At 54.5% G+C, this 14,972-nt stretch carries 12 protein-coding genes; 6 read left to right on the top strand and 6 right to left on the bottom strand.

What is annotated here, in order from left to right; all coding sequences use genetic code 11:
• Positions 1-8: 8 nt before the first annotated feature.
• Positions 9-662, bottom strand: a complete 654-nt coding sequence (locus tag HCH_RS25680; protein ID WP_158304994.1) for a DUF4360 domain-containing protein — start codon at positions 660-662, stop codon at positions 9-11.
• A gap of 276 nt (positions 663-938) precedes the next feature.
• Between HCH_RS25680 and HCH_RS25685 the strand changes: the two genes are divergently transcribed.
• Both HCH_RS25685 and HCH_RS25690 read left to right on the top strand, forming a co-directional pair.
• On the top strand, positions 939-2,420 hold the full coding sequence (locus HCH_RS25685; RefSeq protein ID WP_011399437.1) for a protein adenylyltransferase SelO: 1,482 nt from the start codon (positions 939-941) through the stop codon (positions 2,418-2,420).
• A gap of 305 nt (positions 2,421-2,725) precedes the next feature.
• A complete protein-coding gene (locus HCH_RS25690; protein WP_238384932.1) occupies positions 2,726-4,132 on the top strand; it encodes a S28 family serine protease in 1,407 nt (468 codons plus the stop codon).
• 213 nt (positions 4,133-4,345) lie between these two features.
• On the opposite strand, the gene HCH_RS25695 is transcribed toward HCH_RS25690, so the two are convergent.
• Together HCH_RS25695 and HCH_RS25700 are read right to left on the bottom strand one after the other, a co-directional pair.
• Entirely contained in the window at positions 4,346-4,762 is a 417-nt protein-coding gene (locus tag HCH_RS25695; protein ID WP_011399439.1) for a hypothetical protein, read from the bottom strand.
• A complete protein-coding gene (locus tag HCH_RS25700) occupies positions 4,759-5,349 on the bottom strand; it encodes a nucleotidyltransferase domain-containing protein (protein WP_011399440.1) in 591 nt (196 codons plus the stop codon). Before HCH_RS25700 ends, HCH_RS25695 begins: the two co-directional genes overlap by 4 nt.
• Before the next feature lie 416 nt (positions 5,350-5,765).
• On the opposite strand from HCH_RS25700, the gene HCH_RS25705 reads away from it, so the two are divergent.
• The 3 genes from HCH_RS25705 to HCH_RS25715 are packed head-to-tail and all read left to right on the top strand — an operon-like array spanning position 5,766 to position 7,874.
• Positions 5,766-6,518 (top strand): class I SAM-dependent DNA methyltransferase, encoded by a 753-nt coding sequence (locus tag HCH_RS25705; RefSeq protein WP_011399442.1) that lies wholly within the window; start codon positions 5,766-5,768, stop codon positions 6,516-6,518.
• A 9-nt stretch (positions 6,519-6,527) separates the two neighbouring features.
• On the top strand, positions 6,528-7,004 hold the full coding sequence (locus tag HCH_RS25710) for an RDD family protein (protein ID WP_011399443.1): 477 nt from the start codon (positions 6,528-6,530) through the stop codon (positions 7,002-7,004).
• A 45-nt stretch (positions 7,005-7,049) separates the two neighbouring features.
• Positions 7,050-7,874, top strand: a complete 825-nt coding sequence (locus HCH_RS25715; RefSeq protein WP_011399444.1) for an ATP-grasp domain-containing protein — start codon at positions 7,050-7,052, stop codon at positions 7,872-7,874.
• On the opposite strand, the gene HCH_RS25720 is transcribed toward HCH_RS25715, so the two are convergent.
• From HCH_RS25720 to HCH_RS25730, 3 genes are all read right to left on the bottom strand, one after another.
• A complete protein-coding gene (locus HCH_RS25720; protein ID WP_011399445.1) occupies positions 7,871-8,224 on the bottom strand; it encodes a hypothetical protein in 354 nt (117 codons plus the stop codon). The two genes, HCH_RS25715 and HCH_RS25720, sit on opposite strands and share 4 nt — an antisense overlap.
• 196 nt (positions 8,225-8,420) lie before the next feature.
• The gene (gene parE / locus HCH_RS25725) at positions 8,421-10,313 is read right to left on the bottom strand and encodes a DNA topoisomerase IV subunit B (RefSeq protein ID WP_041598936.1); all 1,893 of its coding nucleotides are present in this window, start codon (positions 10,311-10,313) and stop codon (positions 8,421-8,423) included.
• A 237-nt stretch (positions 10,314-10,550) separates the two neighbouring features.
• Positions 10,551-13,079 (bottom strand): S8 family peptidase, encoded by a 2,529-nt coding sequence (locus HCH_RS25730; protein ID WP_158304995.1) that lies wholly within the window; start codon positions 13,077-13,079, stop codon positions 10,551-10,553.
• 177 nt (positions 13,080-13,256) lie between these two features.
• Between HCH_RS25730 and HCH_RS25735 the strand changes: the two genes are divergently transcribed.
• Positions 13,257-14,948: an amidase gene (locus HCH_RS25735; protein WP_041598937.1), complete on the top strand. Its 1,692-nt coding sequence runs from the start codon at positions 13,257-13,259 to the stop codon at positions 14,946-14,948.
• The last annotated feature ends 24 nt before the right edge of the window (positions 14,949-14,972 follow it).

Consider the following 14,972-nt stretch of genomic DNA (forward strand, 5'->3'; position numbering starts at 1 on the left):
AGGCGTCCTCAAGGCTGCTGACAAGTATCCCACTGTAATTGATACTCGATCTTAGAAGAGGCGTCGACGGTATCCAGTTGGATTTCCGCTTTTCCGCCATCCGCCGCTTTATAGGCTTTAATACTGGTATTCGCGCGAATAATCGCGTCTTCCCCGCAGGGCGACCAGGAAATAGAGCCAATGCGGAAGTTATCTTCGACCAGGAAATCCTCCACGATAGGGTTTTCCGGGTCTATCCACTCTTTGTTCAAGCGCGACCCAACGGACTCGCCGGCAAAGAAGTAGTTAGCCTGTAATGATGCATAGGCGCCAGGCGCATTGTCCACGTATCCGCGATAGTCCAGCGCCACCAGCGCCACGGTTAAACCATGAGGCACGCGAACGGCGACGCCCAGGTTACAACTCTTGCGTACGCGTCCTGAGTCCGTGGTGGTGGAGTCTGCAGTATATTGATCAAAGAACATACTGATTTTGGAGTAGTCAGGAGACATTACCGCGCTGGCGGAGCCGGATGGGCATCCAGAGCCGCCGTATGCGAAGTCATAAATTTCAATATCCTCATTAATGAGGTTAGGTTGGGTGGTTAAGAGAGCATTATCCGCCGTTGCGCCGCCAGAAAAAAATGCCGCCGCAGTCAGCGCCGCCATGATTCCTTTTTTCATATTATGTAATCCATTTTTTGATATCGGTATGTTGTGAAAGTACGCAGAGAAAAGCGTACAGGGAGGTATTGCACAGGCGCAGTGCTCGCCTGCGCACCCTGCGAGGCTTGACGCTACGTTTACTTTCAACGCCAGCATAATCCGTTAGCACAAAAAGGCGCCTCCGTTAATTTTACGAAGTAAAATTTACTTAGATGATTTTTCCGGGTAAGCGCGTGCAGGGAATGGTTATGTTAAGGTAAGCGCTACCCGTTTCACTTCATTCTGAGCTTATCTATGTCCTCCTCCGCGAATTCTCTCAATGCGCTTTCTTTCGATAACAGCTACGCTCGCCTGCCCACCCATTTTTATCAAAAAGTGGCGCAGACACCGCTGGAAGACGCGCATCTGATCAGCTTTAACGGAGACGTGGCGGAAGCGCTCGGACTGAACCGGAGCCAACTTGATCCTGAAGAGTTGGCGCGCTATTGCGGTGGCGGCGGCGCGCTCGAAACCGGCGAGTCCATCGCAATGAAATATGCAGGACATCAGTTCGGGCACTACAACCCGGATCTGGGAGACGGTCGTGGACTACTGTTGGGCGAGGTTGTGACTGCGGATAACCGCCGTTTGGACCTGCATCTGAAAGGCGCTGGACGCACCGCATACTCTCGCTTTGGCGACGGTCGCGCCGTCTTGCGCTCCAGTATTCGGGAATATTTGGTCAGCGCAGCCATGAACAGCCTTGGCGTATCCAGCACCAGCGCTTTGTGTCTGGTGGGTAGCGAGGAGTACACCATGCGCAACGGCATGGAGCCCTGCGCCATGGTGTTGCGTGTCACCCCCTGCCATATTCGCTTTGGTCATTTTGAGCATTTTTATTACCTGGGCCAGCATGATGACCTCAAACTGCTGGCGGATTATTGTATTGAGCGTTATTTCCCCCAGTTGCAAGAAGCGGACAATCCCTACCTTGCCATGTTCAATGAAGTCCGTAACCGCACTGCCGATTTGGTCGCGCAATGGCAGAGCTATGGTTTCGTGCATGGGGTGATGAATACGGACAACATGTCGATCATTGGCGAAACCTTTGATTACGGCCCTTTCACCTTCCTCGACAGCTACGACCCTAATTTCATCAGCAACAAAAACGATACCGCCGGGCGTTACGCCTTCAAGCAACAGCCCGGCATTGCGCTGTGGAATCTGTCCGCACTCGCCCAGGCGTTACTACCGCTTATTCCTCTGGACGACCTGAAGCGATCTCTCGATGATTTCGCCGACCTGTACAGCGCCGCTTTTTATGGGAAGATGTCGCAGCGTCTTGGTTTGACTCAGCAAGGAGCGGATGGCAGTCTGCGCCAACTAATAGACGACTTACTTACGCTGTTCGCCGCAAACAACACGGACATGAACCGTTTTATGCGCGCATTGAGCCGCTATGACGGTAATGAAAGCAGTCTGTCTTTTATGTCCGACTTGAGTTGCGACAGTCGCGGCTTCTCAGAGTGGAAAGCCAGATTCTGCAAGCATGTAGACTCTTCAGACGTGACGCTCGCAGATAGAACACAGGCCATGCTCCAGGTGAATCCAGAATATATTCTGCGCAACTACATGCTCGAAGAGGCTATCCGGGAAGCGCATCAGGGAGACTACCTGCCGGTGCAAAACCTGCTTAAAATCGTAAAAAATCCTTTTAACGCGCAACCCGGCGCAGAGCGTTACGCAGAAGCGCCGCCAGACTGGGCGGGCGCCATCTGTCTGACCTGCTCATCCTGAACGAGCCCCATCAGTATGCGGCCGCTTACAGACTTACTCGTTTAAATCCGTCGTTTTTCATGGCTATAATGGCGTTCCTATCGCGCAGCTAAAGGAGCATGGCTACCCAGACAACCAAGGACCCTACTCTCAATAATAAATCCCGGGCACGGATCAGCTGAGGATTCTTATCTTAAGAATAATAAGTTAACCGCTCTTGTAGCAGTAGCGGGCGCATTGCTCGTTATGAACCGCTTCGGAGCAGGTTTAATAACAGCCGACGCCATGCCTGGAAAAGGAACTCATTTTTCAAGGCGACAATGGATATGCTTAAAAAACCACCTTATTCGTTATTTTTCGCGTTTATTCTCTCCCTCTTTCTGTCCAGCGCAGGCTATGCCGAACAGGCTCCTGCTCAAGACATTCTGGAATACCTCAATGGGGTGCAGGGAATGGAGGCGGAGGAACTGGATAACCCACCTGACGGCTATCGTTACATTCTGATTCGCTACGAGCAGCCGGTCGATCACGATAACCCCGCTATGGGGACTTTCAAGCAACGTATGGTGTTGTTGCACAAGTCTGCAGAAGCGCCGATGGTGCTGGCCACAAACGGCTATAACATCTCCGTCAGCACCTATCGATACAACCTCACCAAAGTGCTCAACGCCAGTCAGCTGAAAATCGAGCACCGTTACTTTGCAGAGTCCAGGCCCGATCCGTTGGATTGGCAATATCTGACGATCAAGCAGGCAGCGACTGATCACCACCGCATCGTGCAGGCGATCCGTCCGTTCTATAGCGGCAAGTGGATTTCCCGCGGCGCCAGCAAAGGCGGTATGACCGCGATGTACCATCGCCGTTTCTTCCCCAATGACGTAGACGGCACCGTCGCCAACGTGGCGCCGCAGAGCTTTGGTCGTCTTGACCCTCGCTACGTGACCTTCCAGGAAGAAGTGGGACCGCGCGCCTGTCGCGAGACGCTCAAGCGTTATCAGCGTGAGGTGTTGAAGCGCAGAGAAACCATGAAGGCGTACATCCAGACTTACGCGGCTGAAAACGGCCTGGAGTTCAATCTGGAAGGCGGTCTGGACCGCGTACTGGACCTGACTATCGGCGAGTTGTACTTCCAGTTCTATCAGTACGGGGACCTGGAGAATTGCAAAGATATTCCCGCCAAAGACGCCAGCGATCAGGAGCTGTTCGATTTCATGCTGGCTTGGGGACCGTTAACCTTCGTCACCGATTCCGGTCTGGAGCAGTATGAAGCCTATTTCTATCAGGCGATCACCCAGTTGGGCTACCCACGCCTGCTCACCAGCCATCTGCGCAACCTGTTGATGTACGATCCGAATGACTACAGCGCCTACGTTAGCGAATGGCCGACCCAACCCTTCGACCACAGAGCCATGTGGGACATTGCCGGTTTCGCTGCGATGAAAAGTACAAACGTCATCATGGTCTACGGCGATATCGACCCCTGGACAGCGGCTGCGTTCTTTATCCCTGACTCCAACCGTCGCGGCACCCGCACCTTTATGGTGAAAGGCGGCAATCACGGTTCCGATATTCTGACCTTGAACGAGCGTGATAAGAGCAGAGCATACTCCATGCTGGAGGATTGGACTGGCGTAGCGCCGCAAGATCCGCCCCTCATGCTGAGAAGCCTGTCCATCAGCAAAGACAGCGCGCTTGAGCTGGAAGAAGAAGGCCTGCAGCGCCGTCCTCTGTAAGCTATCACAGCCTTCGGCGGCGGAGCCCGCCGTCGGGGGCTTTAGATTTACTCGCAAATATTAGACACATGACTAAGTGTTTGGGCTAGATCTCCCTCAACCACTTTTTAGAGGACGTTTTTCGCCATATGCAGACTTTCAAGACTGTAGCGCCCAACGTGGGCTGAGACTCTCTGCTTTATTTATTAATCCTCGATCCAACAACCAGCGCCATTATTCTATCGGAGCCAACGCTTTAACCAAGGTCTGTATTTCTTTGGTTATGCTGATAAGCTCTCTGAGTAAAGTCGGATTCACATCCAGATGTTCTTCGTATTCCGCTAAATTACGAGCGTTATGGCATTTATCCAACACCCGCCATTTTGCGTTATCCAATCCCAGAGTGTGCTGTAAACATTGAAACACCAGATAGCGATTGTCAGAACGGTAGCCGTGCCAGCGCAATGCCGCCAGCGAAAACGAATGAGCTGCACTGTAAGCTAAGGAAAACTGACTGTCCTCACTCAATCCTTGAATCTGGCAATCTTGAAGTTTTGTATCGCCAGCCTTGACCAGCCCTGCGAATTCTCCAGCGTCTGCCGGCTCACTTTTTAAGCTTTTAGTCTTGACCAAGTTATCCAGCTCTTTCAATTATTCTTCTCCATTCCCTGCAGCAGATCTATGCGCGGTTGCGCCATGACTTTGGTTAAAAAGTTTTGCCCATCAGCTAAGCGCTCCTCAAACTCTGTTAGAGTATATAGCGTCGGATTGATGGTGCGCTGTAGTTCCGATTCGGCGGATTCCAGCATTTGCATAACTTCACTGTAGCTCAAATCCTCGCCCACTAGCATCACATCTACATCACTCGCCGCATTATCTTCCCCTTTTGCAACAGAGCCATATACAAATGCTAGCTTAAGTCTGGGAAGAAGTGGCGCAAGCGCCGACTGCAACACTCCTGATACTCCAAAGGTCTTTTTTACTATATTGACCAGTTCATCAAAAATAGGAGAGGCTCTGTTGGCCTGATAATGGTTTTGATTACCCTGTTTACTAGACGTCAGCAAACCCGACTCACACAACTTCGACAACTCCCGGCTAATCGCGCCCCTACCCATAGCCGCCAAGCGCACCACTTCATTCAAATAAAAGCTTCTTTCGGGCTGACCAAAAAAAAGCGCTAACAGTTTTTGCTGCGCTTTGGTAAATAAAGCATCTCCAACGCTTGTTGATGGCATAGTTGATTTTCGCTCTCTATGAGACCCAAATTGGGTACTATAGACCCCAATTTGGGTCTTGTCGAATGGTCGGTTGAATCCAAGAACTATGCTCACAATGTTTCTTATTGTGAGTTGGGAACACTCTTCAGTCCCAAGCCCCAAAGAAAGAGCAGACCCTTTGGGTTTTAGAGGGTTTGCAGGCAATGGGCGCTCGTTATTGGCAAGGTGCGCTACATCTGGAGGTCGCCACGCTCCCCTACTTGATGGCGAGTAAAACAACGAAAGGGTTAAAGCACTAGCCTGCGTCTCCCCGGATTATTTTGCTGGGCGCCCGATGACCCGATTTCGCACTTCAGCTTGGCATGTCCTCAACAGGGGGTTTGCATGTAATATGCAGGCCCGAATAAAGGCTTAGCGCAACTAAAGTTACTTTCATGGCAAAAAGAACCGAAAAAAGCACAGCGAACAAGAAGCAGAGAAGTTTCGAGCAAACTTTGTGGGACACTGCCGACAAGCTCCGCGGCAGTGTGGAATCATCTGAATACAAGCACGTGGTGTTGTCTCTGATCTTTCTGAAATTCATCAGCGACAAGTTTGAAGAACGTCGGAAGGAGTTGATCGAGGAAGGCCACGGCGGCTACGTGGATATGGTTGATTTTTACACCATGAAGAATGTGTTCTATCTGCCGGAGGAATCCCGCTGGGAGTTTATCAGCAAGAACGCCAAGCAGGATGACATCGCCGTCAAGATCGACACAGCCCTGCATACCGTGGAAAAGAACAATAAATCCCTGCGCGGCGCGCTGCCGGATAACTATTTCTCCCGCCTGGGGCTGGATGTCAGCAAGTTGGCCGCCCTGATTGATTCCATCAATAACATCGACACGGTGGAAGACAATGAAACAGACGTGGTCGGGCGCGTTTACGAATACTTCCTGGGCAAGTTCGCGGCGACCGAGGGCAAAGGCGGGGGCGAATTTTATACCCCCAAGTGTGTGGTCAAACTGATCGCCGAAATGATCGAACCCTACCATGGCAAAATCTACGACCCTTGCTGTGGTTCCGGGGGTATGTTTGTGCAGTCGGTGAAGTTTGTGGAGAACCACCGGGGCAATAAAAAGGACATTTCCATCTACGGCCAGGAGCAGACCAGCACCACTGTTCAATACAGATACTCCGATGCATAAGGTAACTCAATGAATCCCTACCAGGCCCCTCAGGCGCAATTGACCTCAGAAATACATATTGAAGATATGGAGTATGTCGGCTTCTGGGCGAGAACCGGCGCCAGTATTATCGACACGATAATCATCATGGCGGTCACCTACCCGATTCTGATCGCCCTGTACGGCTTCAATTATTTCGATGGGGAGACTTTAATCGCAGGGGCGGCGGATGTGTTGCTCAATTATGTTTTCCCGGCGCTCGCCGTCATTCTGTTCTGGATATACCGGTCCGCCACGCCAGGAAAAATGCTGCTTAACGCCGTCATTGTCGACGCCAAAACCGGCGCCAAGCCATCTAAGGGACAAATGATCGGGCGTTATTTCGCATACTATATCTCCGCGCTGCTTCTGGGCCTCGGTTTCCTGTGGGTCGCCTGGGACCCGAGAAAGCAGGGCTTTCATGACAAGCTCGCAGGAACCGTCGTCGTACGTTCCGACGACATATAATCCATCGCCCTGTTTGGGGTTATTGACTAAGTTTTCGAGGATTCTATGGCTTCCATCATCGTGGTGAACGGCGAGCAATACTGGCCAAAATACCTGACCGGCCACGAGGTGCATTACCGTCGCCTGCAAACCAGCAAATGGTTGTATCACGATAACAGACTGTGGGTGTTTGACGCTTCCGGCGTCGTACGGGCGGACGCTGTGTTGTGGCGTCTTGGCGCGGTTAAACCGGACGAGTCTCATCGCAGTGTACTGGAACTGATTCGTTTCGCTGGCGTTCCCTGCGTAAATCCAGCGCGCACCTTACTGCGCGGCTATGATCGTCTGTCCATGCTGGCGGAGCTGAGAGAAGCGGGGTTGACTGTCTCCCCTGACACCATCGCCATCGGCGAGAATCTGTTGGATAAAGTCGATCCTCCCCTGCCCTCGGTGGTGAAGGTCGGAAATTTTCATGGCGGTTACGGCAAAGCCCTGGCGGAAACCGAAACAGCCTGGTCGGATATAAAAGACCTGACGTTCATTTCCAACGACTACATTACGCTGGAAAAATACATTCCCTATGTCCGCGACATCCGCTGTCTCGCTATCGGCGACCGGATGTGGGCCATGTCCCGCCGTGGCGCCCGTTGGAAAGCCAATATTGAAACCCAGGAGTTCCAGGTAATTCCTGTACCTGAACCGCTGCGGGAGCAAACCCAAATCGCAATGAATCACCTGAACGCCGACATACTCGGCCTGGACTTCCTGGAAAACGAAAACGGAGAATTTATCCTGCTGGAAAGCAATGACATCCCAGGCCTGAGCGGCTTCCCAGAAGACGCTCTGGAAGCGCTTGCGAGGATTGTGAGGGAGAGAATCGAGGGTATTTAGCGGTTTGGCGGCGCCTCTGCTGATAACGGCAAAATGGACTTGCCGTCAGAACTAACATAAAGATTTAAAGCTTTATCATTTTCTTCAGGGAAGCCAAGTTGTGACCGGACCTGCCTGATAGCTTCCGCCACCAACTTGGGTGTTACTGAAAAGGATGTGTCAGGAGTAGCCTCGGCAATCTTAGGGGAGAACCGCCACGGAATATTCATGCCTTTATCCAGCGTAAACCAAGGGGCGCTCTTTTCCCCTTCCCGCCAGACTTTCAACCTGAGCAGGTTCCATTCAATTTCATCAACTAACCAGACATATCGAGCGTCGTTGACGGTTATTAATCTAGTCCTGGGTTTCATAGAAAAGGCGCCGTGGCTATTCGTTTTTTTGTTGGTTTATTTCCAGTAAAACTTCTTTGTAGTGACGATGCCGGAGATATTGTGGCCCATAAATCAGGATGTTAATGACAGGAAAGGTGATACTTGGACAAGCAGAAAGAGTATCGAGTGGAAAGCAGGGAATCCTGCTTTCCACTCCGAGGCGGCTCTCCAAGGATTAAACCGCAATCTCAGCCAGGTTCCCCTTGCTCTCAAGCCATTCGCGTCTGTCGGAGGCGCGTTTTTTGGCCAGGAGCATGTCCATTTTTTCTTCGGTGTCGTCGGCGATTTCCACGGTGAGTTGCACCAGACGGCGGGTGTCGGGGGCCATGGTGGTTTCGCGGAGTTGCAGGGGGTTCATCTCGCCCAGACCTTTGAAGCGCTGGACGTTGGGTTTGCCTTTTTTCTTCTCGGCGACGATACGGTCGAGGATGCCCTGCTTTTCATAGTCGTCGAGGGCGTAGTAGACGTCTTTCGCCACGTCGATGCGATACAGCGGGGGCATGGCGACGAAGACGTGGCCGGCTTCCACCAGTGGGCGGAAGTGTTTGACGAATAACGCGCACAGTAAGGTGGCGATATGCAGACCGTCAGAGTCGGCGTCCGCCAGAATGCAGATCTTGCCGTAGCGCAGGCCTTCCAGGTTACTGGAGCCTGGATCGACGCCAATGGCGACGGCGATGTCGTGCACTTCCTGTGACGCCAGAATCTGCTCGGAATCCACTTCCCAGGTGTTAAGGATTTTTCCGCGTAACGGCATCACCGCCTGAAACTCTCTGTCGCGAGCCTGTTTCGCGGAACCGCCCGCCGAGTCCCCTTCCACCAGAAACAATTCGCCGCGCATGGCGTCGCTGCCACTACAGTCGGCCAATTTGCCAGGCAACGCCGGGCCGCTGGTGATTTTCTTGCGCGCGACTTTCTTGGCGGCGCGCAAACGGCTTTGGGCGTTGTTGATGGCCAGCTCCGCCAGTTGCTCCGCTTCCGCCGTATGTTTGTTCAGCCACAGGCTGAAGGAGTCTTTCACCACACCGGAAACGAAGGTGGCGCATTCACGGGAGGACAGACGCTCTTTGGTCTGACCGGAAAACTGCGGCTCCTGAATCTTCACTGACAACACATAGGCGCAGCGATCCCAAACGTCTTCGGGGGACAGCTTCACGCCGCGGGGCAACAGGTTGCGGAATTCACAGAACTCCCGCAGCGCCTCCAGCAAGCCAGTGCGTAAACCGTTGACATGGGTGCCGCCCTGGGCCGTGGGGATCAGGTTGACGTAGCTTTCCGCCACCAGTTCGCCGCCTTCCGGCAGCCATTGCACCGCCCAGTCCACCGCTTCTGTGTTGCCCGCCATCTGCCCGATAAAAGGCTCCTGCGGCAAGGTAACGAACTCATTAGTGGCGCCGCTCAGATAGTCCTTGAGGCCGTCTTCGTAATACCACTCGTCTTTCTCTCCGGTGTTTTCGTCTTTAAAGGTGACCTTCAGACCGGAGCACAATACCGCTTTGGCGCGCAGCACGTGGCGCAGGCGCAGGACGGAGAACTTGGGGGAATCGAAGTATTTGGGGTCGGGCAGAAAGGTCACCGTGGTGCCGGTGTTGCGCTTGCCGCAGGTATCGATCACTTCCAGATCCGAGGCTTTATCGCCGTTGGCGAAAGTAATGCGATGCACCTTGCCGTCGCGACGAATCAAGACTTCCAGATTCAGGGATAACGCGTTCACTACGGATACGCCCACCCCGTGCAGGCCACCGGAGAACTGGTAGTTTTTGTGGGAGAACTTTCCGCCTGCGTGCAGCTTGGTCAGAATCAGCTCAACGCCGGGCATCCCTTCTTCTTTGTGGATGTCCACAGGCATTCCGCGACCGTCGTCGGTTACGGACAGAGAGCCGTCTTTGTACAGTACGACGTCCACCTGTCGCGCGTGCCCCGCCAGCGCCTCGTCAACGCTGTTGTCGATAACCTCCTGAGCAAGGTGGTTGGGCCGCGAGGTGTCCGTATACATACCCGGACGACGGCGAACCGGGTCCAGGCCGTTAAGGACCTCAATGGAGTCGGCGTTGTAGTTGTTTGACAAAAGTTTCTCCTGAATACAACTCGTTACTTGCCGACGCGCTTTCGGGCGGCGCTCCCTGCCCGCTATTGACTGAATGGGCCGGACAACGGCCTTTCCCGGAAACGCGCCTGCATGCGCTGGTGACTGTCTCCGGGGCGCAGAGGCCGTTGGCCGGAGATTGGAATTGGGCATTAATTTATAGGAATGCCGCCAAAGATCAACTGGGAAGGGGTGAAATTCCTTTCACCCCGCCCGGCTTCACTTGTTAAGAAGCCGATATTCCTTATGCGCTGGCGAGCCGTCTGCTCCGGCGCCACTGATTTCGCTCTGAAAGCCCGTGGCGAAAGACAACCCTGACTTGGACTCATTAACCACAATGGTTTCCAGCGCGTTGCGAACCGGATACTCGGCGCAGGCTTCGCCTGAATCACAGATTTTGCCATCATTATCCAGATCCGTTCCCGCCGCCAGCAGGTAGCTTCCCGCTTCCACGCCACTGAAAGCGAAGTTGTAAGCCCCGCCCGATGCGCTGGCGCTGACTTGATACAAAGTATCCAAGGTGTCGGCGTTCACCAGCAAGATATAGTGCTTGCCGGCATTCGCGGGCGAATCCGGGTCGGCCAAGGTCAATGTGACAGGCACTGTCAGCTCCGCCGCCTCAGAGCTCTCATCAATGGTATATCCGACAACTATTTCTCCCGGATAGCTGACTCCCAAGTCCAAGCCGCTGGCGTCTGCGCTTACCAAGAAGGTTGAGGCGTCGCCATCGCTGTTGTCGTTAACTGACAACCATCCCAGATCGCCAGTGGTAGAAGCCGTCACGGAGACGCCGCTGACGCCGGACGGAATACTCAAGGTGATCAACGTCGCGCTGGTATTGGTGAAGTTCAGACTACTGACCGAGGCCGTGACGGCTGGCGGGGGCTCACCGCCCGCGGCGACCACCGCTTTGGCTGCGTCAATCAACCCATATCCGTAAAGGTCGTCCCTGCCTGCTGCGCCAATATCCCTCGTCAGGTCGCCATTCGCCAGATAAGTATTGATCTCATCCGGCGTAATATCGCGAACCGATTCCATTAGCGCAAAAACGCCCGCCACATGGGGGGACGCCATGGAGGTGCCTTGCATGTAGGCATACGAAAGTTCAATAGAACCGGAGCTGTCATCCGCCCAGGTGCTCAACACGCCGTCGCCGCGTCCGTCGCCGTTTACATCTTGAAGCATGTTGCCGCCCGGCGCTGCGATATCGACGGTGGAGCCATAGTTGGAATAAGGGGCTTTTTGCCCATCCGCGCCCACCGCGCTGACCGATACCACCCCAGGATAGGCTGCCGGATAAAATGCCGATGAGATATTTTCATTACCTGCAGCCGCCACCACAATCACACCTGCGTTCAGGGCATCCTGAACAGCAGCGCCCAAAGCAGTGGAAAAGCCCGGGCCGCCAAGACTCATGTTGATAATATCCGCACGCCGGCTGGGGAAGGTTCCAGAGGAATTTGACAGCCCTGCCGCAAACCGAATCGCTTGCACCAGGTCCGCATCGGAGCCGCTTCCGCCCTGTCCAAGTACTCGAATGGGCATGATGTTGGCCTCAAAAGCGACGCCCACCCCGCCAACCGTATTGGAGGCTGCGGCGACGGTTCCTGCGACATGCGTACCATGGAAGCTACTGCCCCCCACCAGACTGTCTCCCGGATCAGTGGGATCATTGTCGATACCATTGCCATCCAGTGAAGAAGAGATTGAGCTGACAAAGTCATAGTCGTCATTGGCGCTCACTAAACGGCCGGACAAGTCGGGGTGCGTGGGCAGTATGCCCGTGTCCAGCACTGCGACAACTACGCCAGCGCCATGGGCGACATCCCACGCACTGGGCAGGTTAATCTGTGGATAGTGCCATTGTAGGAAATAAAACGGGTCCGCCGGGGTTTCCATTGCTTTGCGAATGTAGTTCGGCTCGGCGAATTCAATGTCCGGACGCTGACGTAAAGACTCTATTAACTCAAGAGTACGTTGCCTTTCATTGGCTTTCTGCGTCAGGGATTTAAACGCCGGTCCCTGTACAATCTGGGCGTCATCGAAGCGGAACAACCCCGTATTGGCGTCCTCGAACCGCTCCAGGAAATACCCCGGCAACGCCTGTGCGGAAACGCCTCGCGTTGATTTATAGCGAATGATCGCCTCTCCCGGAACAAACTCCGCCTGGGCAGGTATGGGCTCAGCAGCTTGCCTGGTCATCGTGGCGGTTGTCTCGCCGACAACCATGACGTAACTGGAGGGGCCAGCGAGCTCTTGGACTTGAATATAATAATCACCGCTTGAAGGCGCGGTCAGGGTTGCCGTTCCCGTATTATTCGCGGACAGCGGCGAGCCGCTCCCATCCACCCTGCTCAGGGTCAAAGTCTGGTTTACGCTAAAACTACTGGACGCAGGACTGGAAGAAAGCACTACCTTCTGGCCAGTCAACAGTTTAATCCGAAAGACATCTATGGGGTCCAGTTGATACAACTCACCTGAGCTGTACAGGCTTGTTGATGCGCTGACATAGCCCCCAATAATCACAGGATTGCTCAATGTCTGCGCCTCCGCCTCGCTGTTATTGGAGACGGAGCCTGCGCTGGTGTCAGACGTATCGGAGTCTACCTGAGTGAATGACGGCGTTGTAATAGAACCAGACAATGTATATGTCGCTGTTTCGTCATCGCCGCCTCCACCTCCGCAGGCAGTCAACGCCGCCGCCAGAGTGAGCATTAGAATCTTGCCGGTAAATGAAACGCTTCGCATATAAATTCCACAACGCAAATGGGTCATATATGTATATCCTAGCAGGAGAAGAGTGGACGTGAACGCCAATTGCAGCGCCTTCGTCATCATTTGGCGTTTATACTAAAGCGTTCTATATAAAATATAACCAATTGCGCCAGAGCATAAAAACGCAGCTTCACCCCCGGAATGAGTTTTATGTCTTACGATTTGAAGTCTTTGAAGTTTCCCCGCCTTGCCGGAACGCCCCTGAAAACCCTGGTCAGCCTGCTCGAAAGCAACTATTCCAGGCGTATTCTGGGACTCGCGCTGTTGCGAGAGGGGGGCGCCTACAAGCTGCGCGAAGCGGAGTTGAATACGACGCCGACGCTGTTTCCCAAGCACCCTCCCGGACGCGCCCTGGAAGCGGCTCAGGCCCGAGCCAGCATCGCCATCGCGGAGGAAGCGATTAAAAACGTAAACGACTCGTTCCCTTTGACTTCCGCCAGAGATCTCATCCAGGCCTACCGTAAAGGTCAGACCACGCCTTTGGATGTCGCACAACGCGTTATTGCCGCGCTGCAACAGAGCGACGCCAGTCATCCGCCACTGCGCGCCGTCATTTTCAGCTCAGAGCAAGACATACTGATACAGGCGAAAGCCAGCGCGCAACGCTACCGGGAAGGCCGCCCCCTGAGCTTGTTGGACGGCGTACCGGTCGCCATCAAAGACGAACTCGACGCAGCGCCATACGCCACTTCCGTGGGAACGCTGGTATACGGACAAGACTGTTCTGTCGATCAGGACGCCACCTCCGTAGCGCGACTGCGCGCCGCGGGGGCGATCATCATCGGCAAGGCTAATATGCATGAAATCGGCCTTGGCGTCACCGGCGCCAACGTGCATCACGGCCACTGTCGCAATCCCTACCATCTCGACCATTACGCCGGCGGTTCCTCCAGCGGCAGCGCCTCTGCAGTAGCGGCGGGCCTGTGCCCTATCGCCATCGGCGCCGATGGCGGCGGCTCCATCCGTATTCCCGCGGCGTTATGCGGCGTAGTGGGCCTCAAGCCGACCTGGGGACGCGTCAGCGAGCATGGCGCTTTTCCTTTGTGCTGGAGCGTGGCCCATGTCGGCCCTATGGGACGCTGCGTAGACGATGTGGCGCTGGCCTACAGCGCTATCGCCGGCGCGGACCTGATGGACCCCTTTTCCATCGATCAGCCGCCGCCCCACCTTTCCGGCTATATGAAGCGCGACCTATCCGACCTGCGTATCGGCATCTATTCTCCCTGGTTCGGACACGCCAACCGGGAAATCACCCAGTCCTGTCAGCTCGCCGTAGAAAAATTGAAAAGTCTGGGCGCCCAGGTGCAGGAAATCAGCCTCGAAGGCCTGGATCTGCAGCGGGTCAGCCACGCCATCACCATTGGCTCGGAAATGCTGGCGGCGGTGGACGCAGAATATCGTCGCAATCCGCAAAACTTCGGTTTGGACACACGTCTGAATCTCGCCCTGGCGCAGCAGTTTTCCAGCACGGATTACATCAAAGCGCAGCGCTTTCGCACCCAGGCCATGCGCGAGTTCGACAACGTGCTGCAAAAAGTGGACATCATCGTTACCCCCACCACCGCCATGACGGCGCCGCGTATTCGAGCGCAGAAAGAGCCCAGCGGCGAATCCAACCTGCAGGTGCTGACGGAGTTGATGCGTTTCGCCTTCTCCGCCAATCTCACCGGCCTGCCGGCGCTGACGCTGCCGGTGGATTACGACGCCAAAGGCCTGCCGATCGGACTGCAGCTCATGGGCGGCGCCTGGCGCGAGCATACGCTATTGCGCGTGGGACGGGCGCTGGAGAGCCTGGTGGAGCTGCGACGCCCGGCGCTGTACTTCGATCTGTTAAAGTCCTGAGCGCCGCAAGAAAAAGAGCGGGGC

Origin of the sequence: Hahella chejuensis KCTC 2396 (assembly GCF_000012985.1) — a bacterium.
Taxonomy (GTDB): domain Bacteria; phylum Pseudomonadota; class Gammaproteobacteria; order Pseudomonadales; family Oleiphilaceae; genus Hahella; species Hahella chejuensis.